The following is a 22,009-nucleotide window of genomic DNA, read 5'->3' as shown; positions in this document are numbered from 1 at the left end:
AGACCGATTTTGCAACCGGCCGATTTTGGTATCGGAAACGCCATGCCGATATCAACAGTTATCGGCAAGGAGGCGGATGACATTAAAGGCCGCCTTGCGGGCGGCTGTCTTCATCGTCCAGGTGGCGGGAAATCGGCGGCAACCGGCGGTCGGTACGGCTTACCGTAGCCAATGAAGCATGCGGCGTAGGCAACCGCGATGGCCACGAGCGGATAGACGCGTGTTCGGAGGAACCCGTCATACACGTAGTCGACGGGCAGGAGCGTGGAGCGCACCGGCCAACCGTCATGAATGGAGAACCACGCCCACCAGCCAAAGGCTACCACCACCAGCCAAAGTGTCGCGGCCCACCACAGCAGCAGAAAGAATCGTCGCTTCATGAAATGGCGCCCTCCAGGCGCTGGTCTCTATCCCCTTTGGGGGTGTTTTGGTTTCCTAATCTCAGAACCGCTTAACGTTTGCACAGTCGGCTTTCAATGGCATCGCGCAGTGCCTCCGGATAGCCCTTTGCGTTGGCTTCCGGGTGCGCAGCGACGTGGGCAAGGTAGGCTTGGCGAAGACGTTCAGGCGCCTCGGCGCTGTTGTCCACGCCGCAACGGGCGCGCGGCAGAATGGTACCGGTGCGCTGCTGCATGTCCTTCACGCCCTGGACCATAGACATGACCTGTTGGTCGTCGAGATAGACCCTCATCGTGCCCTGGTAGGTGCCTTCCATGAAGCCGTCACGATAGGCGCCCAAGGTGAGCCCGCACACTGCCCAGTCGAAATTTGTGCTGACTTGGTTGAGGGAACCTCCATTGCGGCAGCGCTGAGCCAGTTCACCGGCATTCATGGCGGCTTGTGCGCCAAGGGGAGTTACTAGGGCCAACGTTAGCAGCGTCTCGCGTAGGTGCCGTATTTGCATTGCCATTGTTCGCGCCCTCCCTGGCGCTTGTTTGAGCGCCCCAAGGGGGCGTTTTCTGTCGCGCGGTTCCGTTATTGGCGCTTGTACAGTTGCACCCCGGTGCGGCGCGGTCTCGCTCGGCCTATCCCTACAGGTAGCCGCCAACGAGCCCGCCGGCCTGGTGCAGCATCTCGCGCAGCCACGTTTCGCGGTCCAAGCCCAAATTCCGGCCGTATTGGTCATCGTTGGGATCGGGCTCGTCGCGCTGCGCCAGCGCCTCGGCAAACTCGGCCGCGGCCTGGTTGCCAACGACGTCGGCGGCCGCTTGGTTGCCGCGGGTGATCCAGTTGCCAGCCTGGCCGACTAGTGTCTGCGCGCCATCCACGTCCACAGCCCGCAATGCGCCACGCGCTGTCGCATGCGCGGTGAGCTGATTGCCGGCGGCGGCGTCCAGGGCGGCCTGCGCCTCAGCCTCACGAGAGCGGTAGATTTCTGGGTCCATGTGTTCGCTTAAGCGTGGCTGTCAGATCGGCGTAGTTCCAGGTCTTGCCAGCGGCCATCGGCCTTCCCTCTCATCGCGGCTGCCGGCCGGTTGCGGGACGCATGGGGGCGCCGGCTCGGCGTCCCAGGGGCTTTTTCCCGCTTGGCCGTAGGCCTATAAACAAAATTGTAACAGTTGCGCCTGAAAGGCATCTTTACGGCGAATGCGCGAAATCGGGGCGAAATACGGGAAATAGCTCGCCTGGAGCAGCGACTACGAGGGTGAGAGCCGTGTGCGCGAAAATCGTGCTGCAGAGCGAGCGCAGCGTCGACAACACCACCGTGGTGCTGACCTTCAAGACGGGGGAGAAGGTCATGGTCAATATGCTGCGCAAGCTGCGCAAAGGACTACCGCTAAGAAGAATTCATCATCGCCAGCGCACAGTTCGACTCGGCACCAAAGACTTCCTGCGCAACAAGCCACCTGCGCTTCGTGGCGGAAATATGCGGTTTTTTTGCAGGAGCCGGCGGTTTTCTGCGGAAATTTCTCACAGACACCCTAAAACACGTAGCGCGTCGGAGGTTAGGAGAAGCTGTAGTAGACGCTACTACAGGCACTCCCAGTGCCGTATCAGCACGAACAGGGCTTATGATGCTGCTATGTCATTCGGCGCACATTCAGGAAAAGCCGCACGAGAGGGGGACGGTTCCAGGTGTACGATACGAGGCAACTTTGGCAGAAACGCCGGAGAGGGGCCTAGCCGGAAAGTTGATGTTTGGCGCATCAACGACCGGCTTGGCATTTGATTAACCATTCACTGGGAGGATGCCCATGGGTGAAATGATCAATCTGATCATCGCACTGGTCGTGCTTGCGATCGTGATGAAGGCTTAATCGAAGCCGTTCCAAGTTGGCGGTCGGTTCGTTGGCGCGAATCGGCCGCTTTGATCCCGTTGCGTTTTTCACAACGCGGGTTCCAGCAAATGCTAACGAGATGGGAGCCGCGGTGTCAACAACACAATGTCGTTGGTCCCCTCCAAAGTGACAAGCTAGACACCCACTCTTCGAACGTGGGCCCGACGCCCTCAACTTCTTCTGCGGCTTCCCCTGTGAGGGGCCCTTTCCTTTATACGTATCGTATCGTAGTATTTTCAATACGATACGTTTTGAGGAAATGGAGATGCCGCGCCCAGGAATAGCCTACGAAGAAGTCGCAGCAGCCGCGAAAGAACTAGTCGCAGAGGGCACCAAAGCGACACTGACCGCCGTGCGAGAACGGTTAGGCAACACTGGGAGCATGAACACCATCCATCGCCATCTAAATGCCTGGCTCGCGCAACATAAGCCGGCTGCGCGAAAAGTAGCGGACCCCAATCCGCGGCTGCTGGTGGCTCTGGGCACTGAGCTATCAAAGGTTGCGGAGGAAGCGGCGGCCGATGCCGAAGCAAACTTGGCACAGGCGCTAAGTGAAATGGCGACCCTCACCGCGAATGGCGAGGCTATCGAAGCAGAACGAGATAAGCTGGCCGAGCAAGTCGTGCAGCTGACCAGCGAACGGGACCGCCTCGCTGGCCAAGCATCCGAGCGTGCGGATGAGGTTGCACGGATGAACCAGGAGATTGAGCGCGAACGGGGCGAGATGACCGCCGTGCGGCGTCTACTGGCGCAGGCTGAACTGCGCCTTGAGGCAGTCCCGCGCTTGGAGCAAGAACTCGCACAACTGCGAGAAGCGTTGGCCGACGAACAAAGAGATCGCACTGCCGCTGACAAGGCATCCGCCGTTGCGGAGGCACAGCGCGCAGCCGCTGAGAACGCCCGTCAGCAGGCTGAAGCGCGCCTTGTGGCTATCGAGCAGCGTGAAATTCAAGCAAGGTCTGAGTTGGCCGCAGCTCATGCTGCGCATCAAGGCACTCGTGAACGGCTGACCGAAACGGTGGGAACCGCGGCCGCCGCTCAAGCGGAACTCAAGGCTTTGCGCGAGCAAGCCGAGGCTCGACAGAGCGCACAGCAAGACGTCGCGCCAACGCTGCAAGGCGAGGCTGAAGGGTCTTCACCGACAAAGCCCAGCACGACTCGAAAGCGTTGAGGCCGGGCGTCCCGCCCGCCCGATCGGTGGAGCCGGTGTCTCGAATCTCGGGGGCTTTATAGATTCGGCGGCAGATGGCAATCTTGACTCCAACGTTTTCGCAGCAGCAGAAGCCGGGGGCGTTGCCATGACGAAATCCGCCAAACTACCGTACGCACTTAACGCTTCTGGCCACATTGTTTCCGTTAAAGACGTCCCTAACGGTCTTGCCTGCGATTGCACCTGCCCCGCGTGCGGCGCTCGGCTTGTCGCCAAGCAAGGAGCCGAGCAGGTTTGGCATTTCTCCCACTACCACGTCGAGAGTTGCCAGGCAGGCTATGAGTCAGCGCTGCACCTCGCGGTTAAGGCAATCATCGAGCAAGACCGTAGGCTATTCCTACCACGCTGCCTTGTCGTCCGCTATGACAACGACCACGACGCCTCACCATATTTGACGGACAAGCAGGCCTCTCGATTCGGGGTGTATGAATACCTCGCGGACGACAACGAGGTGGAACAGGCACGTAATCTGGCAACGGCCTACACCAGAGGAATAGCGGAACGAACGGGCAGGATGATCGAGTTCGATCGCGTTGAGGTCGAAGTCCCAGACGGCAGAATCCGCCCGGACCTGGTCGCCTTCGCAAGCGGCCGCCCTATCAATATTGAAGTTGCCGTCACTCATTTCATCGACCAGGAGAAACTAGCCCATATCCGCGCCAGGGGAGTGCCAACCATCGAGATCGTTGTGCCGCCATTAACCGATCCCGATTGGCAGACATTGCGCGAACTTGTCCGAGGGGGCAAGCGACATTCTGGAAGTACCACCCGCTCGTAGAAAGAAAGGCCGAGGCGGACTATCAAGACCGCGTGGCGGAAAAGGCCAAACGCATTGAATCCATTCAGCGAGAACGACGTTCGGCTCAAGACGAAGAGTTCGATCGCCGGGAGTCGCTTCGAAAGGCACGCGCCAAAGAACTACGCGAAACGAAGTACAAGCTGATCGCTGAGGCTCACCTCAGCCGCCGGCGCGATCGATTCCATGTGCGCTGGAATCAGTCAAACGTGAATCTTTCGGTGTTCCCGTACACCGACCATGGCGCAAAGGAGGTGATCCGTATCGCCATCCGCATGCATGGGTCATTCAACAGACAGATGCGCCAGTGGGAGTTCCCCTCAGAAGTTGACTCCTTCCGGTCAGACGGCGTGAAGAAAGTCAAACTGGGGGACCTTTGTTACGGAAGAAAAGCCCTTGAGAAGGTTGTGAAGTGGGAAGGCCCAATGAAGTTCGGTGACTATCAAGAAGCCGGCGTGACGTATCTGTACAAGATCGACGGACTCGCTGACTGGGCTAAAAGACCGGACATTCAAGCGACGTTCCCCAATATCGCACGGATGATGGATGGCTCGGGGAAGGTAGCGCAGACCCACGGAGTGAAGCTCACCAGCGAAGGCTGGGAAGCAAAAGGCTTGAACTAAACTCGCCCACGGGAATGAAGAGCGCACTGTTCGTCGACTTCGACAACGTCTATTCGGGCCTGAGACAGCTCGACCCTGCCTATGCGGACCGCTTCGCCCGCCGTCCCGCCCAGTGGATGGAATGGCTCATTGGAACGCTGAGCTTGCCGGATCACGCACCAGCCGGCGCAAGGCGGCGTGTCCTCGTTCGCCGCTGTTACCTCAATCCGCAGGCATACCAACGATTCCGGCCTTCCTTCAATCTGGCTGGATTCGAGATCGTCGACTGCCCCGCTCTCACGAGCGAAGGGAAGACAAGTACCGATATTCACATGGTGCTCGACATTGTGGATCTCCTCCAACACGAAGCTGGCTACGACGAGTTCATTGTCTTCTCTGCAGACGCCGACTTCACCCCCGTCCTCCGAAAGCTTCGTCGCTGGGACCGCCGCACGACGGTACTTGCCATCGGCTTTCCATCGGCGGCGTACCGGTCATCAGCCGATCTTCTCATCGATCAAGATGATTTCGTTCACAACGCCCTGGGATTTGACGACGATGTCGAGCCGCCGCCGCCACCCGGTGAACCTGCCGCACGAGCAGCACTCACCGAGGCTGCATTCAAGCTGATGCATCAAGTTGTGTCTGAGGCTCAAGGTCCGGTGGCCATATCCCGCCTCGCGTCAATGGTCCAGTCCAGTGTGGACGGCATCGACGCCTCATCGTGGGCGGGGTTCGGCAGTTTTAGGGCGCTGCTTGAATCGGGAGGCCTGCCTCCCCTGCAGGTTAGCTGGGAAGGTGGGGGTTTTGTCCACGACCCGAAGCGTCATGCCACGCCGGCGCCGCCTGGCCGGATTGGCGGTGGCAACCACGACGGACTAGCCAAGGCGGTGGCGGAATTTGTGAAACTCGAGGTGGTCACGGCCAAGCATCCGATCCAATGCAGCACCCTGGCAGACCTGATCATCCAGAAACACCCTCAACTTGCTGCAGACTGGAACGGCCGGGGCACATTCCGCAAGTTTGCCGAGTCCCTCGATGTTCACCCTGTGGTGTTCGACTGGTCTTCCTCAGGCGGGAAGGCTTACGACGGAGCAAGCGGATCCACCATGCCCCAACAGCAGGAACAGTGGGGCGAGGCGCAGTACCTTCATTCAGCTGCAAGGCAGATTCATGAAGTAACCGGTGTGCCGCTGCTTTCCCCGGAACGGTACCGGATGCTGCTAGAGAGCGTTCAGGCAGATGTTCTCGCCCATCCCTTCCATCTATTAGAGACCACGAAGCGCGTGCGTGACCGATGCAAGGCGGCCGGAACGCCGATCAGTCGTTCGGATATCAACCAGGTCCTTCGCAGCCTCCTCTATTGCGGGCACTCTTTTGAAGACGGACCGAACGACGCCGCATCCCTCGCAATGAGATTCGCGGATGGTGTGAAATCGCTATGTGTCCGGGAGCAGATGGTACTCGATCGTGCCATGCTTACGACCATTGAGGGTTGGCTGGGCTTCAACACGCTCTCACAGGAGCGCGCCTGAGGCTGACAATTGGGTGAACGTAACGAACCCCACACGAGCATAGCCGGAGACGATTGAATACCACAATCTATGTGATCGAGAATCGCTAGGAAGCCAACGGACTCAACGGCGAGAAGCTCGAAAATCCGCTATGTAACGAATCGCTTGATCGCATTGTTCCAGCGAAAGCGCATGAATGTTAGGGCTGGAAATTTCAATCCCCAGCGACGCAATGAGCCATTTCATCGCTTTGCCGCGGGCCTCGAAGGCATTCACACCATCGCGCCTCATCTTCGTGGTGACGAGAGGCTCAAGCGCATCGTGGAGACTGCGTTTCCTTTCGCGCAACGCCGCGTCAGCCAACCGGCCAAGCGGTGCGTTGTGTTTGCTACGCGCAGGGACACCTATCCAGGCCTGACAGGACGCGCAAATCCACACTGCTCCGTGGTCTTCGAGATAAGGATAGATTCCATCTCCTGCACATGCGAGAACTGCCTCAACGCCGCAGTAGTCGCAAACGGGCTGGGGAGGTGCGGGGATTGGACGGCCAACACGCATTGAATAACTCCCACGGCGCAAGCAAAGACGAGCGCGACTATGCGGCCATGCGGTGCTCGTAGTACGGCCGGCTCCGATCGTCAAGGATGGCGTCGAGCGCGGCCAGGTTCTTGGCGTCAGGATTCAGCCAAGATTCCAGGTGCTCCGGTTTGATCGGTACGATACAACGGTCGTGCCCAGCTGCCGACACTTCAGCAGGCGGCTCGTCGGTGATAGCGGCAAACGAGTAGAGATCGGTCTCGCCCTCTCCCCCTTTTGGTGACCGACCACAAGCAGGCCACCAGCATGTCCCGCCGCGGCTCCGGTTTGAACTCCAGAACAACGTTTTCTTCCTTCTCTCCGGGGGCTAACTCTCGATGCTCCGTGCGATGGCGCGCGACGTTCTCGTAGAATGCATTAACGATCATGATGCCGTGCTTGTACCCGTAGAGCTGACGCCAAGCCTTCTTGAGGTTGTCTCGGCGCGCATTGAAGGTTCCGGGCTTCTGACGCTCCATCGCCACCGTCCACCCTGGCAGCCGGCACTGGTAACGCATCGGAACTACAAGTCGCTTCCCTTCCAGAACCACCATTACAGGCGCGTAGTAGCCAGGGAAAATGCGTGAGTCGCGATCCAGCAAGTCGGTTCGCTGAAGGTCTGCTAGATTGCGCTGGACCCGAGAAATCTTGTCGGTAGCAACGCGCTTGTCGTTCTCGGCCTTCTTCGTCGACTTGATTGCGAGCGCGCGCTCAGCCTCGGTAAGGCGCGTTTTCTGCTGGAACAGTTCAGTCTCGATGGAACTGGCCACCTTCCGGTCACCAATGGTGACCAAGTCGGCCAACTGGCGCTCCTCGTCGTTGCGGGAAGATCGGAATGCCTGCCGCATCGCCCTCGGCAGCTTCTGCCATCCGCCACTCTCTTGTTTTTCCCAGAACAACCTCCGGAAGTGCTCAAAACTCAGGATTGCGCCGAACTCCCGCTCGAACTTTCTGAAGTCGGCATATATTTGGGCGGAATAGCACATTCTGGCTGGCCTCCAAGACAGAGAGATCATCGCACGGGCGAATGCCCTGAATACCTTCAGCAGGTTAGTCTACGGCAAATCCGAAGGGGACCCAATTGAGTCCCCTTTCGAGCCGCGGAAAACTGGATTTAATGGGCGGTCAGTGTAACTTTGATCGAATGCTCCTTCCGATCGTCCCACGAATTGAAGACCGTTTGGGGTTCGCCTACACGCAGGTTGGCGGAAGCCTCGTTTGTGGTTCCGGTCACGCTCGGGCAGACAGAACGGTCACCATTGGCAGACACCAATGATGCGCTCTGGCTTCAACAGCCTGGCCGCGAAGGTGCAGACCGTGCTAGAGCGGGACCCGTTCAGCGGCCACGTGTTTGTGTTCCGTGGCCGACGAGGCGACCTTGTCAAGGTGCTTTGGTGGAGCGGTGATGGCATGTGTCTGCTGATGAAACGGCTTGAACGCGGCCGCTTCGTCTGGCCGCGTGCGGATGGGGGTGTCGTCAGCCTGAGCCAGGCGCAGCTCTCAATGCTGCTGGAAGGCATCGACTGGCGACAGCCGGTGCGCACGGCGGAGCCGATCTCGGCGTTGTAAACCTGTCTGCCGGCGCGTAGACTGCTGGCATGACGACGGCGAACGCGTACCCGGACGACATCGAAGCGCTCAAGGCCCTGCTGCTGGAGCGCGATACCCGCATCGGGCATCTGCAAGACGTGGTCGAATCGCAGAAAGCAGCGACGGCAACGGACAAGGCGGAGATCGAGCATCTCAAGTTGCTGATTGCAAAGCTGCGCCGCATGCAGTTCGGCCGTCGCTCGGAGAAGCTGGACCGCCAGATCGAACAGCTCGAACTGCGCCTGGAAGAACTCGAGGCCGACGAAGGTGCCGCACCCATCGAGATCCCCAGGACGCCGCGTACGGCACCGGAACAGGTACAACGTAAGCCGTTGCCAGAACACCTGCCGCGCGAGATCCTGACCCATTGGCCCGAATCACGTGACACCTGCAGGGCATGCGGTGCGCCGATGAAGCAGCTTGGCGAGGACGTCTCCGAACAACTCGAATATGTGCCGGCGAGCTTCCGGGTCATCCGCCATGTGAGACCGAAGCTGGCATGTTCGTGCTGCGATCACATCACCCAAGCTGCTGCGCCGAGCCGTCCCATCGAGCGAGGCATGGCTGGCCCGGGACTGCTGGCTCACGTGCTGGTCTCGAAGTTCGCGGATCACCTTCCGCTCTACCGACAGTCCGTGATCTATGCGCGTGAAGGTGTCGAGTTGGAGCGCTCGCTGCTGGCGAAGTGGATTGGTCACAGTGCGGCGCTGCTGCAACCGCTCGTCGACGCACTGCGTCGTCACGTCATGGCGGCGACGAAGCTCCATGCCGACGATACGCCAGTCCCGGTGCTCGCACCAGGTAACGGCAAGACTAAAACCGGACGCCTGTGGGTGAATGTACGTGACGACAGGTCGTCGGGCGACGCAACTCCGCCGGCCGTCTGGTTTGCCTATACTCCGGACCGCAAGGGCATCCACCCGCAGCAGCATCTCGAATCGTTCAACGGGACGTTGCAGGCCGATGCCTACGGCGGCTACCAGGCGATCTACGAAACGGGACGTGTTGCCGAAGCAGCATGCTGGGCCCATGCCAGACGGCAGTTCTACGAATTGCATGCGGCTCGCCCGAATGCCCTGAATACCGAGGCGCTGGAACGCATCGGCGCACTATACAAGGTCGAAGAGCAGATCCGGGGCAAACCACCCGACGAACGCCGCGCGTATCGACAGGCGCAAGCGCGTCCAGTACTCGATCAACTCCACGCGTGGCTGAGCGCCACGTTGGGAACGCTCTCGCGCAAATCTGACACAAGTCGGGCGATCCTGTACGCGCTGAACCGGTGGGAGGCGCTCACGCGCTATTGCGACGACGGACGACTGGAGATCGACAACCTGCCAGTCGAGCGTGCGCTGCGCGGGGTGGCCATCGGAAGACGCAATTACCTGTTCGCGGGTGCAGACTCAGGTGGGGAACGCGCCGCTGCAATTTACAGCCTGATCGGTACGGCCAAACTCAACGGCGTCGATCCCGAGGCTTACCTACGCTTCGTGCTCGCACGCATCGCGGATCACGCGATCAACCGCGTCGACGAACTCACGCCGTGGGTCGTCGCTGAGCAACTGGCTACGCCACAGTAACTGCTGCCGGCGTCAACACGGCACTGGCTACACGCTTACGTCTTAGTTACACCGTCCTCCAGTTCGACAACTCGAGATCCCGAGACGTAGCTCTCGGAGTCTACTTTGATTTCGAGCGTAGTTTTTGCCGCGAAACTGATTGCCGGAAACATCAGCGCGGTGGCCAGCGCCACGGTGCAACGTTGGGCATTGATTGAAAGGATTGTCAATGGGTTCTCCAGGTAGTGGTGATTTGCCGAATCACCGACACCGTCGGTCGGCTTCTCGACCATTCCATTTATCGACCGGAGTCAAGCGCTACTTGAGCCTGCCCTCTTCGACACCCGCAGATCGCTGCAAACAAAAAGAATATTTTTTTCCTAACTAAACCAATATAAAAAAAATATTTAGTCGCATTTGTCAAACAAGAATATTGCCCGTATGATCTTCGTCATAATCTAATGTGCTCAACGAAACGGAACGGCTTCATGGAAAGCGTAGCCAAGCTCTATTGGAATTTCATTATTGCCCGAACCAGGGTCGGCCTCCCCATTAGCACAATAGCGATGACAATCGTCGCGACCTATGCTGTCTATCAAATCGCATACGCAGTGAACTTTCATGGGGTCCTTGAGGAATGCGTCAAGTGGACACTGGTCATCGGGGCAGCATGTCTCGTTGCGAGCTTTATCACTTATCGCGAGGGCTTGATGCTCACCGTTGGGTGGCGGCCAAACGCTCTAGAGGTGCATGCCGACCGGGCATTTTTCACCGGCCGAGATAAGCCAGAGGCTCTGGCTGCCCTATGCACGGTCATCCATGACGCTGGAGCTTCCGGAGTGCAGACCATCATCCTGGAGACACCATTGTTTTCGAGCAAGCCAGCATTGGACCGGCTTGCACGGCGAATATCCGAAAAAACCGATGGGAACGTCCTAACATACCGGACGTCCCTGGATTACTTCCCTTGGTATGCCACGCTAGCGTTTATGCTTGTTCGCGTTCCAACAATTCGTCGATTCACCAAGATCAAGGAGCGCCGTGGCCGGCTTACGTGGCATGGCTGGAAGCTTCTCTGCGGGCGGGTGGAATTCCAACTTAGACCTAATGCAGAATGACCTGTGCTCCCATCGGATGCCAACGTGGGTGCGCAGCAGTTTCTGGTGCCGCGACCGGGTGCCCGAGACGTCGTAGCGCATGACTGTTCGGCGCGACAGGGGGATGGACGCGCAGCGCGGACGCAACGTGTTCAATCACGGCGGCCGGCACTTCTGCCAGCATCGGAAAGTAGCCGAGACGCTGCAGCAGCTTGAGCTGCATGAGGATCAGGACCGAGGTCGAAGTCCGGCGCGCCTGGCTTTCGCGCCAAGCGAATCTCGGCCGCGGTCGGCGTGAACGCCGCCTTCAGTTCTGCGGCGCTGAGTTGAGGTCATGCCAAGATACAGCCAGTCCGCTATCATAAGCCTTGCGGTTATATTGAAAGAAAAGGACTGCCTCATTTCGATATAAGCAAGGATTCGCTGACCACCCCCATTGGCCACACCCCACGTCGCTAGGGAGCGGAGAACGCCGCCCCGATTTGGCGTGCCCGTTTCACCTCGTCGCCGTGCAGATAGATTGAGGTCGTCGAGATGGACGCGTGCCGGAGATTGTCCCGGACCGTCGTCAATTCCGCGCCGCGCGCCAGCGCGTGGGTCGCGTGAGTGTGCCGCATCCAGTGCGGGCTGGCCTGCCGCAACTTCTCGGCGGCAACCGGGTGGTCGGCCTGGATCAACTTCGCCGCTTGCTCGAAGAACCGTCGCAACACGGCCCACAGTCGCGTGCCCGTGATGCCGCCGGCCGGATCCTGGCCAAGGCCGCCGATCAACGGCGTATGTGGATCCCAGCGTGCCCGCGTAACAGGCAGGCCGCGCTCCACCAAATACCGGTCGAGTGCTACCCGCGCCAACGGCGGCAGCACCACCTTGCCCGCCTTGGAACCCTTGCCGACCAGGCTGAGCCAGTGGTCGCCATGGAGATCGATCTCAATACCGCCAAGGGTTGCGCCGACCAGCTCGCTGGCGCGCAGACCCGTGGCATAGCCGAAGTCCAGGACGAAGCGCAGGCGCTGGGCCGCCGGCGCGTCCCACCCGTAGGACCACTCCAATCCGTTGGCGAGCGTGCGCACCAGCATCCATTCCCCCTCGGTGAACACGTGCGACGTATCCAACGGTGCGGCACGCGCGCTACCGCGCACCTTGATGCCCGCAAAGGGGTTGGCCAACAAGTACCGCTGCTGGATCAGCCAGCGGAACATCGCCCCGAGCACCGCCAAGGCATAGGCGGTCGAGCGTGGCGACAGGCCTTGCGCAAACGGTCGCCATTCGCTCGAGGTGCGTGGTCGGGGTGGTCCCACCCAACGCTTGTGCGGCGTCGGCCGACGCAGGAAAGTGCGATAGGCAATCGCGTCCTCGGTGGTCAGCGACGACAGCGGACGCTCGCGCTCGACGATCGCCCACAGGATCAGCCGCTCCGCTTCCTTGCGATAGGCCCGCTGGGTGGCCGGTGACTCATGCAACGCCAGCCAGGCCTGGACGGCCTCGTAGTCGTTCGACGCGCCGAGGGTGCAGGTTTGCCGTGGGGCGCGGAAGGTCCCGGACGAGCCATCAACCTCGTGGGGCAGGCGCAGGTGCTCCCAAGGCACGATCACCCCGCGGTCGGCCGCGGCGATCAGCGCGCGGGCGCGCTCGGTGAGCCCAGGATGCTCGGCGAAGAAGGCCTCGATCCGCCGGGCCCAGGCCAGGCACCGCCGTCCACCAGCGACGCCGGCGCGGAATACGCACCGTCAGGTCCGCCAGCGTCTCGATGCCGTGCGCGCGCAGCGCCGCCACGGCACGAGGCGGCAGCCACTGCCCGATGTCGTCGCCGACCTGCGGCTGCGGCGAGGGCAAATGGCGCAACAAGTCGACCGCCTGGCTGATGGCCTTCGCCCGCCCGACTCGCTCAGCCGCGCCGTGCTCGAACAAGTCGGCCAGGTCCTGGCGCTGCCGGCGGCGCGCGAAATCGGACAACTGTCGCCGGATATGGCCGAGGATGCCGCGCGCGGACTGGCCGCTGGCCTTGCGCTCGCCCAGGTAGCGCACCACCGCGTCGCGGGCCGACAGCCCTTCGTACCAGGCCCGTAGCGCGGCCAGCGACGCTGCATCCGGGAAGTCAGGCGGCGCCGGATGGGTCCGGGGCTTGGCTGGCGGCTTTTTCATGGCTACCAGTTTAGTGCATCGATAAAGCTATTACGATAAGGATAGTTATCACAATAGCCGAGGTGACCACGAAAGATTGTCATTTCGCCGTAATCCCTGTGACAGGCGGCCTACCCTAGCATCGGTGATGCTTGTCGCCGTGAGACATAAAGAGCGACCGGTCTTTGTCATGCGCGGTATCCACAGCGAGCCTGGCGCGATGAGGCTTGCCCTCGGATCCAGCGATACGGCTCGCGCACAGGTTGCAGACCTGGCTGGCCCGGCAGCGTTTCGATCTGCTCGCCTTGCCAGCCCATGATCGACACTTCTTCGAGAATTGCCCATGGTGACAGCCCGCAATATCTGTTTCCTGACCGGCACGCTAAACGCGATGGCCGGCGCTGAGCGCGTGGCGGCGACCATTGCCAATGCGCTAGCCGGGCTTGGCCACAACGTCACCATCCTGAGCTTGGTGGATGCACATAGTCAGTTTGCCCTGCATCCGCGTATCCGCCATGAGGCGTTGTTTGCGCAGCGACGTTCCTTCAAGCGCGCATACTTCGCCACCGTGGCAGGCATCCGGCGCCATTGCGCGGCGCACCGGACCGATGTGTTGGTGCAGGTCGACCCCCTGCTCGAACTCTTCGTACGGCCCGCCACCGTCGGCCTGCGCCTGCACCATATCGCCTGGGAGCATTGCCACTTTGACGAAGACCTTGGCAAGCCGGTGCGCAAGCTGGCGCGCCGGCTGGCGGCGCGATACTGCCGACAGGTGGTGGTGCTGACGGAACGGGACCGCAGCCGCTGGCTGGAAGCGCTGCATCCACGCAGCGAGGTGGTTTGCCTGCCCAATCCGCTGCCGTTCCCGCTGCCTGCCGAACCGGCACCACGCTCGCAGAAGACCGTGCTGGCGATGGGGCGGCTGGTGGCCGCCAAGGGTTTCGATGTCTTGCTGCACGCCTGGCATACGGTGGCCAGGCAGGCGCCCGATTGGCAACTGGTCATCCACGGTGAAGGCGAAGAACGCTCTGCCCTCGCCGCACTGATCGGCAAGCTCGGGCTGGAAGGCCGGGCCAGCCTGCCGGGCATCTGCCACGATCCCGCGCAGGCCTATGGGCGCGCATCGGTCTTCTGCCTGAGTTCGCGCTACGAGGGCTTCGGGCTGGTGCTGATCGAAGCGATGGCCTTTGGTCTGCCGATCGTATCGACCGATTGCGAGACCGGCCCGCGCGAACTGCTCGCACCGGGACATGATTCGCTGATGGTGCCGGCGGACAATGCCGATGCGCTGGCCGAAGCGCTGCTGACCGCGATCCGCCAGCCGGACACGGCCAGCCGCCTTGGCGCCGAAGGCCGCCGCAAGGCAAGCCGGTTTGCGCTGGAGCGGCTTGCCCTGCAGTGGGACGCGCTGGTGAAGTCGCGCTAGCCGCCGGTCCGGTTCTCGAGCACGGGGGCCAGCAAGCGTGCGTACGGTGGCGCCGCGATGCAAGCCGGCAAAGGCCTGCGCATGCGCACGTATGTCCGACCGCCGCGCCGGATCGCCAGCACGCCCGCTGCAGTACCCACCAGCTGATCGGCATTGCTCACGCGCAAACAGGCCCCCGCGGCAACGGCATCTTGCGTCGGCTGCGCGAAATTGTATGTGTCGGACCGATCAGAATGGGCGTGCCGAGCGCGCTGGCCTCGATCAGGTACCCGCCCAGCGGCAACAGGCTGCCGCCGATAAAGACGAGATCCGACGCGGCAAAGTACATCGCCATCGCGCCCGGCGAATCGCCCAGCACGATATCCGCCGCCAGCGGCGCCTGCACGTTGTCGAGATCCGTGCTGGCCAGCACGCTTGAAGGCGAGGAGCCGTTGCTGCTCGACGCCTTCTCGCGCTGGCAATCGCTCGCCGCCGGAGCGTCGCGTCCGGCGATGCTGCTGATCCCGCGTCATCCACGGCGCTTCGATGAAGTGGCTGCGATCGCGGCACGCACGGGCTTTACGGTCGAGCGTCGCAGTGCGCTGGAAGCGGCAATTGCGCAGCCTGCCTGGCCACGAGCAGATAATCAGTCTACGGCCGTTACCTGTTGATTGAACGTCTGGACGACGAACCGATCGTGGTGGCTCGGCTGATCGAATTCGGCCGCAATCGTTATGACGCCGCCTTTAGCAGCCATAGCGGGCGCTGGGAACCGTGGCCGGCGCAGGCTCGCTCGAGGAGATGGCCCAGGAGGTCGTCGCGACGCTGCAGCCCATGTCTTGGCATGCCCCCTCTCTGCGCCCGGTTCTGGCGTCTTCGCCATGGCGCCGGCGATTCCACATGTCCCATTATGCAGGCCGTGGTACTATACCCCCCTATACTATACTTGTGAGGCCATGAGTCATACCGTCCGAGAGAAACAGAAACTGCTTAACCGTGTCCGGCGCATTCGCGGGCAAGTCGACGCAATCGAGCGCTCACTCGAGGATGAGCAGGGCTGCGTCGAGGTCCTTCAGCAAATCGTCAGTTGTCGAGGTGCGATGAACGGGTTGCTTGCCGTCGTGCTCGAAGACCACATTCGCACTCACCTAGCCGAGGCCAGCGAGCACGAAGGTCATCGTGACGCGAAGGAAGAGCTCATCGAGATCGTCAAAACATACTTCAAATAGCAGTCCCAGTTCGCGGCCCCACGAATGATCCTTGCCTTGCCACCTCCTCGATAGCAAATAGCATGCATGCAACCGACCTCTCCAGATGGACCCACACCCATGTCTTTGATGACGGAAACGAGGTGGCCGAGCGCAAAACGCGGCTGGTAATGATCCTCACCGCCATCACGATGGTGATGGAGATCGCGGCAGGACTCTGGTTTAATTCGATGGCGCTGCTCGCAGACGGCTGGCACATGAGCTCGCATGCCTTCGCCATTGGTCTGACGGCATTCGCCTATGCGGCGGCCCGCACCTATGCGAAGGACCAGCGCTTCGCATTCGGCGCATGGAAGATCGAGGTCCTAGCCGGCTTCGCGAGCGCTGTATTCTTGCTCGGCATTGCGGCACTGATGGTATTTGGCTCCTTCGAGCGGATTTTCTCGCCCCAGGCCATCCACTACAAGGAAGCAATGGCCGTCACCGTATTTGGCCTGCTGGTCAACCTCGGCTGCGCGCTGATTCTCGGCGGCAGGCACGATCATGGGCATGGAGGCGAGCATGATGAACACCGGCACCACCGTCATCGCGAGGATCATCAGCACGACCTCAATCTGCGGTCAGCATATCTGCACGTGCTTGCAGATGCTGCGACTTCGGTTCTGGCACTGTTAGCGCTGGCAGGCGGGTGGTGGCTAGGCTGGGGCTGGCTGGATCCGATCATGGGCATCGTCGGTGCAGCGCTGGTCGGGTCGTGGGCGCTGCGGTTGCTCAAAAGCACTGCGGTGGTCCTGCTCGATCGCGAAATGGACCACTCAGTCGTGGACGAGATCCGCGAGGTGCTCGACACCTTCAAAGACGGTGAAAAAGGAGCCCGCATGGTTGATCTTCATGTATGGCGCGTTGGCAAGGAGAAGTTCTCCTGTATCGTAAGCCTCGTGAGCCACGATGCGACGCTTACCCCGACAAGGGTCAAGAAAGCCATCCAAATTCATGACGAAGTCGTCCATGTTACGGTCGAGATCCACCACTGTGGGGCATAGCCGGGCGGCACCTGGCTTGAGTACTTGCCGCCCTCTCTCTTTCGCCGCGAAACCCCAGTGGGCGCCATGCCGCGTAAGCGCAGCAGGTCGTCTCGCAGGCCATCGAGGTCGTAGCAACGTGCTAGCCGTGGAAGCTGCCGTGGCGAACGCCGCGAGGACGCCTGTCCATGACCATAGCGATCATGGTCTCGACGACGCAATTCCCAGCGGCACCCGTAAGGCAGAGGAGGCATTGCACGAGTTCAACACCCTCAGCAAGGATCTGTAGGGATCGCGGCCATGCTGGATGTTTTGACCAACCGCATCTATCGGCACCTGTTCCTGGCCCAGGTCATTGCGCTCCTCGGCACGGGCCTCGCGACGGTCGCCCTGGGACTGCTCGCCTATGACCTGGCTGGTGCGAACGCCGGAAGCGTCCTGGGTACGGCCCTGGCGATCAAGATGATGGCCTATGTTGGCATCGCGCCAGTGGTTGGCGCCTTTGCGAATCGACTGCCGCGGCGGGCGTTCCTGGTGTCGATGGACCTGATCCGCGCCGGCGTCGCCCTATCGCTGCCCTTCGTGACCGAAACCTGGCAGATCTATATCCTCATCTTCTTGCTTCAATCCGCCTCGGCAGCGTTCACGCCTACCTTCCAGGCGACCATTCCCGACGTGCTGCCCGATGAGAAGGACTACACCAGGGCGCTGTCGTTGTCGCGGATGGCCTACGACCTGGAGAGCCTGGCCAGCCCGGCACTGGCCGCGGCACTGTTGACGGTGATCGGCTTCCACTGGCTGTTTGCCGGCACCGTGGTCGGCCTTCTGGCGTCGGCTGCGCTGGTGTATCGGTGCGTCTGCCACAACCCTGGGCTGTTGAGCGAACCGGGAGCCTCTATGCCAAGACGTTTCACGGCATCTCGATCTACCTGCGCACGCCAAGGCTGCGCGGCCTGCTCGCGCTCAATCTTGCCGCGGCGGCAGCCAGTTCGATGGTGATCGTGAATACGGTCGTCTACGTGCAGAGCAAGATGCAGCGGCCGAGCACCGACGTGCCGTTTGCGCTGGCAGCGTTCGGAGGCGGCTCGATGCTGGTGGCGCTGCTGCTGCCCGAGTATCTTGACAAGCGGCCTGACCGCCCCGTCATGCTGGCCGGCGCGTCGATCATGGCGATTGGCCTGTTCGCCGGCTTCGCAGTCGCCGGGCTGAAGGCGCCAGCTGAATGGCCAGCGCTCCTCGTGACTTGGTCCGCGATCGGCATCGGCTATTCGATGACGCTGACGCCCAGCGGCCGGTTGCTACGGCGCTCGGCAGGCCCCGTCGACCGTCCCGCGGTCTTCGCCGCCCAGTTTTCCTTGTCCCACGCCTGCTGGCTGGTCACCTATCCACTGGCTGGCCAGCTTGGCGCTACCCTAGGCATGGCGCCGACCTTTGCCGTGCTGGCCGCCCTGACAGCGCTTGGCGTGCTCCTCGCTTGGCGATCGTGGCCCGCCGAGGATCACGATGTCCTCACGCACAGCCACCCCGAGGAAGAGGCGTTCGAGGAACACCTGGACGAAGGCGAGCGCACGGGCCCTCACAGCCATCGACACCCCTTCACCATCGATGACCTTCATCCAAAGTGGCCAGATAATCACTAAAATCACCGTCCGGATGCTTCCCATGATTGCCAGTTGCGGATCGTTTGCACAGAATAGCGGCCAGCATCTCAGAAGCATCCTGACCGCTGACTACCGAGCCTGATCCAGCCGCCAAAACTCCCATCGTGCAACGCCTCCTTTCGCGATTCGTGGTCCGTATGGTCTCGCTGCTGTTCATCTTGAACTGCGGCGCGAGCCTGGCCGCGTCGCACCAATGGCTGCATCACGAAATGGAGCACGCGCTGGAGGCTGCCGGGATGGATGGCGGTCATGCGGCAGAAGAGCTCATCATGGCCGTCGCCGAACCGGAGCATAACGACGATTCTGGTATTCCGCACGGTGCGCTGCACGCCTTCGCGCAGCTGCCGGCCACGCTCGCCTCGAGCCTTACCATTCCCATCCCGCTACTTGCGCGCAGTCGCCCGCTGCCCGACGTCTGCCACTTGCTGACCGACCACCCGGACGGCCAGCCATTCAAGCCCCCTCGCGCCTGACGACCGTCGAGCGTCGGGCGCAACTCCGCCCGCACTGCCTTCGCCACACCTGGCCGAGCCGGGAGGTGGCGCGTCTCCATCGTTCCTGAATCTGAACATGATTGCATTCCCATGTCCTCGCGGGCTGCGTGCGACTGCGTTGGCCGCGCTAGGCCTTGCGCTTGCACCGCTCGCCCTTGCCCAGCAGCAGGCGGGCAGCGCTGCAGCGCCCACCAGCCTGGCATCCGCACAGACCACCCTCACACTGCAGGCCGCTCAGGCGCGCGCGCTCTTGGCAAATCCATCGCTGCTCGCGGCCGGAAAGGATCGGCTTGCCTGGGACGGCACCGTGCGCCAAGCCGGCGCCCTTGCCAACCCCGAACTGCTACTCGAGGGGGACCAACTACGTAGCGAGAGCCGGACCGAGGCGATCCGCCTGATCCAGCTGCTCGATATCAGCGGCAAACGCCGCGCACGAACCGCCGTCGCCGAGGCAGGACGCGACCGCACCGAGGCCACCCTCGCGGCACAGCGTGTCGAATTGCGCACCGCTGTGGCCAATGCCTTTGTCGGCTTGCAGGAGGCAGAAGCGTTCGAGCGCCTGGCACAGCAGAAGCTAGACGTCTTCAATGACTTCCGCGGTGCTGTGGCGCGTCGGGTCGAGGCGGGCAAGGTTTCGCCGATCGAACGGGAAAAGGTCGGAGCGGAAGCCAGCCTTGCCCTGATCGAATTGCAGGATGCGGCACAGCGCACCGTAGTGGCTCGCCGGCGTCTTGCCAGTCTGTGGGGACGCGCCGAGGCGCCGGATTTCTCGCTGCTTAGCGGTCCATTCGGCGAGCCGGCGATACTTCCTAACCGGCAAGTGCTTCTGCAGCGATTGCCGCACCGCCCGGAATACATGGCGCGGCAGCAGGCGATTCGGGAGCAGGAAGCGCGGCTGGACCTCGAGCGGGCGCGGCGGTTTGGCGACATTACACTCGCGGCGGGCGTCAAGCGTATTCACCAGCCTCCAAGCACTGGCCTGGCCGCGCAGAACACGCTGATGGTCTCGGTCGGCATTCCCCTGCCGCTCTTGGACCGCAATCAGGGCAATATCTACGAAGCCACCCAGCAGCTCGACCGCGCCAGGCTCGAGGCAGACGCCACGCGCAACGAGTTGCAGCTCCGGGCATTGGAACTCCTCGACGGCGCGGGCGTGGCCGCACAGGAGCTGCAGTCAATGCGCGAGCAGGTGCTGCCCGCCTCTCGCGAGGCCGTCCGTGCCGTGACCAAAGGGTACGAGCTGGGGAAATTCTCATACCTAGACGCCCTTGACGCCCAGCGCAATTACTTCCGCAACGAAGCGCTGTACAGCGCCGCCGCTGCGCGTTATGAGCGACTGAAGAACGCTTTGCTTGAACTCGCCGCGACGCCGGCCAGCCACCAGTTGAATGCACAATGAAAACGAGATCCGCCATCATTCTTGCCGTCGTCACGCTCCTGCTTGGCGCCGCTGCCGGCTACCAGCTTGCTCACCGCGACACTGGGACCGGCGTTTCGGCCATTGCAGATCCCTCCGCCGCGGAGGACGCAGTACGGGGCCCGCATGGGGGGCGCCTGCTTGCAGACGGCAAGTTCCAGGTTGAAGTGACCATTTTCGAGCAAGGCGTGCCACCGCATTTCCGCCTCTTTCTCTATGAGGACGGCAAGGCGCTGACGCCTGGCGCTGCCCAGCTCGGCATCACGCTGAAGCGGCTTGGCCGGCCGGCCGAGCCGATTGCCTTCCGCGTGGAGCGCGATTACCTGCGCGGCGACAAGACCATCGTGGAACCGCACTCGTTCGATGTGAACGTGACGGCCAACTACAAAGGGAAGGCCGCCTCTTGGAAGTATTCGCAGGTGGAGGCCCGCGTCGAGATGGACGATGCGCAACTGAAGGAAGCCGGCGTGGACATCCTCGCCGCCGCTCCGGCGCGCATCCGTTCGGTGTTGGAACTTCCTGGCACCGTTAAGCCCAACGCCGATCGCTTTGTGCCCGTCTTGCAGCAGTTCAAGGGCACGGTGGTGTCCATCGCCGTTGGAGAGGGATCGCGCGTGCGGCACGGCGACTTGCTTGCGGTCATGGAGAGTCCCGAGGTGGGCCAGCTGCGCAGCACGCTGGCGGTGGCACGGGACAAGGCAGAGCTGTACCGCAAGACTGTCGAGCGAGAAGAAAAGCTGTTCGCCGAACGCATCTCGCCAGAGCAAGACGTGCTGGCTGCACGGCAGGCCTACCGGGAAGCGCAGATCGCGGCAAACGCGGCCGCACGTAGCCTGGAGGCCATGCGCGTGACGGCCGGCGGCAGCGGCAACATTGCGCGCGTCGAACTGCGCGCGCCCATTGATGGCGTCGTCACGGCAAAGTCGGTCGCGCCAGGTCAGGCCGTCGATGCCGGCTCAGTGCTGATGTCGGTTGCCGATACCGAAACCGTCTGGGTCGAGCTGCCCGTGTATCCGAAGGACATGGCTATCGTTCGTCCCGGCCAAGCGGTTGTCGTGAAATCGACCGATGGCGCCCTCGAGGCCGAGGGCAAGGTGGAAATGGTCAGTCCGCTGGCCGGCGAGCAGACGCGCACCGCCACGGCGCGCGTGGTCCTACCGAATCCCAAGCGAGCCTGGCGGCCGGGTACCGTGGTGAACGCCACGCTTACCACTGAGGAGCAGGAAGTTGCCGTGGCCGTGAACAAGAGCGCGATCCAGACCGTCCGGGACTGGAAGGTTGTGTTTGGCCGCTATGGCAAGTACTTCGAAGCCCGCCCGCTGGAGCTCGGCCGCAGCGACGACACGATGGTCGAGGTCCTGGAAGGCCTGAGGGCCGGTGAGAAATACGCCGCTGGCAACAGCTTCACCGTCAAGGCAGAGCTCGGCAAGGCCGGTGCGACGCACGACCACTAAGGCA

At 61.9% G+C, this 22,009-nt stretch carries 20 protein-coding genes and 5 pseudogenes; 15 read left to right on the top strand and 10 right to left on the bottom strand.

Going from position 1 to position 22,009, the window contains the following annotated elements; translation table 11 throughout:
* Positions 1–110: 110 nt before the first annotated feature.
* The 4 genes from AC1Q6V_RS32195 to AC1Q6V_RS32180 form a co-directional block, all read right to left on the bottom strand.
* Entirely contained in the window at positions 111–380 is a 270-nt protein-coding gene (locus AC1Q6V_RS32195; RefSeq protein ID WP_492344743.1) for a hypothetical protein, read from the bottom strand.
* A 71-nt stretch (positions 381–451) separates the two neighbouring features.
* A complete protein-coding gene (locus AC1Q6V_RS32190) occupies positions 452–832 on the bottom strand; it encodes a hypothetical protein (protein ID WP_492344744.1) in 381 nt (126 codons plus the stop codon).
* Positions 833–1,031: 199 nt separating this feature from the next.
* Positions 1,032–1,385, bottom strand: a complete 354-nt coding sequence (locus AC1Q6V_RS32185; protein ID WP_492344745.1) for a copper resistance protein CopV — start codon at positions 1,383–1,385, stop codon at positions 1,032–1,034.
* A gap of 193 nt (positions 1,386–1,578) precedes the next feature.
* A complete protein-coding gene (locus AC1Q6V_RS32180) occupies positions 1,579–1,740 on the bottom strand; it encodes a hypothetical protein (protein ID WP_492344746.1) in 162 nt (53 codons plus the stop codon).
* 798 nt (positions 1,741–2,538) lie between these two features.
* Here AC1Q6V_RS32180 and AC1Q6V_RS32175 point away from each other — a divergent pair.
* The 4 genes from AC1Q6V_RS32175 (at position 2,539) to AC1Q6V_RS32160 (ending at position 6,422) form a co-directional block, all read left to right on the top strand.
* A complete protein-coding gene (locus AC1Q6V_RS32175; protein WP_492363707.1) occupies positions 2,539–3,450 on the top strand; it encodes a DNA-binding protein in 912 nt (303 codons plus the stop codon).
* A gap of 127 nt (positions 3,451–3,577) precedes the next feature.
* Entirely contained in the window at positions 3,578–4,267 is a 690-nt protein-coding gene (locus AC1Q6V_RS32170; RefSeq protein WP_492344748.1) for a competence protein CoiA family protein, read from the top strand.
* A gap of 32 nt (positions 4,268–4,299) precedes the next feature.
* Positions 4,300–4,908: a hypothetical protein gene (locus tag AC1Q6V_RS32165; RefSeq protein ID WP_492344749.1), complete on the top strand. Its 609-nt coding sequence runs from the start codon at positions 4,300–4,302 to the stop codon at positions 4,906–4,908.
* Positions 4,909–4,922: 14 nt separating this feature from the next.
* Positions 4,923–6,422, top strand: coding sequence for an NYN domain-containing protein (locus AC1Q6V_RS32160; protein WP_492344750.1), 1,500 nt, complete (start codon positions 4,923–4,925; stop codon positions 6,420–6,422).
* 102 nt (positions 6,423–6,524) lie between these two features.
* Here the strand turns inward: AC1Q6V_RS32160 and AC1Q6V_RS32155 are convergent, their stop codons facing one another.
* On the bottom strand, positions 6,525–6,959 hold the full coding sequence (locus tag AC1Q6V_RS32155) for a zinc-finger-containing protein (protein WP_492344751.1): 435 nt from the start codon (positions 6,957–6,959) through the stop codon (positions 6,525–6,527).
* Positions 6,960–6,996: 37 nt separating this feature from the next.
* Positions 6,997–7,963, bottom strand: a pseudogene (locus tag AC1Q6V_RS32150) (SOS response-associated peptidase family protein).
* Between the two features lie 286 nt (positions 7,964–8,249).
* Here AC1Q6V_RS32150 and tnpB point away from each other — a divergent pair.
* The gene (gene tnpB / locus AC1Q6V_RS32145) at positions 8,250–8,546 is read left to right on the top strand and encodes an IS66 family insertion sequence element accessory protein TnpB (protein WP_492344752.1); all 297 of its coding nucleotides are present in this window, start codon (positions 8,250–8,252) and stop codon (positions 8,544–8,546) included.
* Positions 8,547–8,575: 29 nt separating this feature from the next.
* Complete coding sequence (gene tnpC / locus AC1Q6V_RS32140) at positions 8,576–10,147, top strand: IS66 family transposase (protein WP_492344753.1); 1,572 nt, start codon at positions 8,576–8,578, stop codon at positions 10,145–10,147.
* 35 nt (positions 10,148–10,182) lie between these two features.
* Here the strand turns inward: tnpC and AC1Q6V_RS32135 are convergent, their stop codons facing one another.
* Entirely contained in the window at positions 10,183–10,419 is a 237-nt protein-coding gene (locus AC1Q6V_RS32135) for a hypothetical protein (protein WP_492344754.1), read from the bottom strand.
* Positions 10,420–10,614: 195 nt separating this feature from the next.
* Here AC1Q6V_RS32135 and AC1Q6V_RS32130 point away from each other — a divergent pair, with 195 nt between their 5' ends.
* Complete coding sequence (locus AC1Q6V_RS32130) at positions 10,615–11,244, top strand: hypothetical protein (protein ID WP_492344755.1); 630 nt, start codon at positions 10,615–10,617, stop codon at positions 11,242–11,244.
* A 12-nt stretch (positions 11,245–11,256) separates the two neighbouring features.
* Here the strand turns inward: AC1Q6V_RS32130 and AC1Q6V_RS32125 are convergent.
* Positions 11,257–11,534 (bottom strand): annotated as a pseudogene (locus AC1Q6V_RS32125) (DUF4158 domain-containing protein); the annotation flags it as partial.
* A gap of 144 nt (positions 11,535–11,678) precedes the next feature.
* A pseudogene (locus AC1Q6V_RS32120) lies at positions 11,679–13,365 on the bottom strand (site-specific integrase).
* Positions 13,366–13,687: 322 nt separating this feature from the next.
* On the opposite strand from AC1Q6V_RS32120, the gene AC1Q6V_RS32115 reads away from it, so the two are divergent.
* Positions 13,688–14,770 carry a glycosyltransferase family 4 protein gene (locus AC1Q6V_RS32115; protein ID WP_492344756.1) on the top strand — a complete coding sequence of 361 codons (1,083 nt, stop codon included), beginning with the start codon at positions 13,688–13,690 and terminating at the stop codon, positions 14,768–14,770.
* Between the two features lie 30 nt (positions 14,771–14,800).
* Here AC1Q6V_RS32115 and AC1Q6V_RS32110 read toward each other — a convergent pair.
* Positions 14,801–15,146 (bottom strand): annotated as a pseudogene (locus AC1Q6V_RS32110) (3-deoxy-D-manno-octulosonic acid transferase); the annotation flags it as partial.
* A 22-nt stretch (positions 15,147–15,168) separates the two neighbouring features.
* On the opposite strand from AC1Q6V_RS32110, the gene AC1Q6V_RS32105 reads away from it, so the two are divergent.
* The 7 genes and pseudogenes from AC1Q6V_RS32105 (at position 15,169) to AC1Q6V_RS32075 (ending at position 22,005) form a co-directional block, all read left to right on the top strand.
* On the top strand, positions 15,169–15,420 hold the full coding sequence (locus tag AC1Q6V_RS32105; RefSeq protein WP_376790697.1) for a hypothetical protein: 252 nt from the start codon (positions 15,169–15,171) through the stop codon (positions 15,418–15,420).
* Positions 15,421–15,705: 285 nt separating this feature from the next.
* Positions 15,706–15,978 carry a metal/formaldehyde-sensitive transcriptional repressor gene (locus AC1Q6V_RS32100; RefSeq protein ID WP_116322109.1) on the top strand — a complete coding sequence of 91 codons (273 nt, stop codon included), beginning with the start codon at positions 15,706–15,708 and terminating at the stop codon, positions 15,976–15,978.
* A 62-nt stretch (positions 15,979–16,040) separates the two neighbouring features.
* Positions 16,041–17,000, top strand: a complete 960-nt coding sequence (gene dmeF, locus AC1Q6V_RS32095) for a CDF family Co(II)/Ni(II) efflux transporter DmeF (RefSeq protein ID WP_492344757.1) — start codon at positions 16,041–16,043, stop codon at positions 16,998–17,000.
* 279 nt (positions 17,001–17,279) lie between these two features.
* Positions 17,280–18,619, top strand: a pseudogene (locus AC1Q6V_RS32090) (MFS transporter).
* 158 nt (positions 18,620–18,777) lie between these two features.
* Positions 18,778–19,113 carry a hypothetical protein gene (locus tag AC1Q6V_RS32085; RefSeq protein ID WP_492344758.1) on the top strand — a complete coding sequence of 112 codons (336 nt, stop codon included), beginning with the start codon at positions 18,778–18,780 and terminating at the stop codon, positions 19,111–19,113.
* Positions 19,114–19,210: 97 nt separating this feature from the next.
* A complete protein-coding gene (locus tag AC1Q6V_RS32080; protein ID WP_492344759.1) occupies positions 19,211–20,533 on the top strand; it encodes a TolC family protein in 1,323 nt (440 codons plus the stop codon).
* Positions 20,530–22,005: an efflux RND transporter periplasmic adaptor subunit gene (locus AC1Q6V_RS32075; protein WP_492344760.1), complete on the top strand. Its 1,476-nt coding sequence runs from the start codon at positions 20,530–20,532 to the stop codon at positions 22,003–22,005. Before AC1Q6V_RS32080 ends, AC1Q6V_RS32075 begins: the two co-directional genes overlap by 4 nt.
* Positions 22,006–22,009: the final 4 nt, after the last annotated feature.

Source organism: Cupriavidus sp. GW823-FHT07B10, from assembly GCF_058794355.1.
The sequence above is the reverse complement of the archived record's forward strand: the minus strand, read 5'-3'. Positions and strand labels throughout refer to the sequence as shown.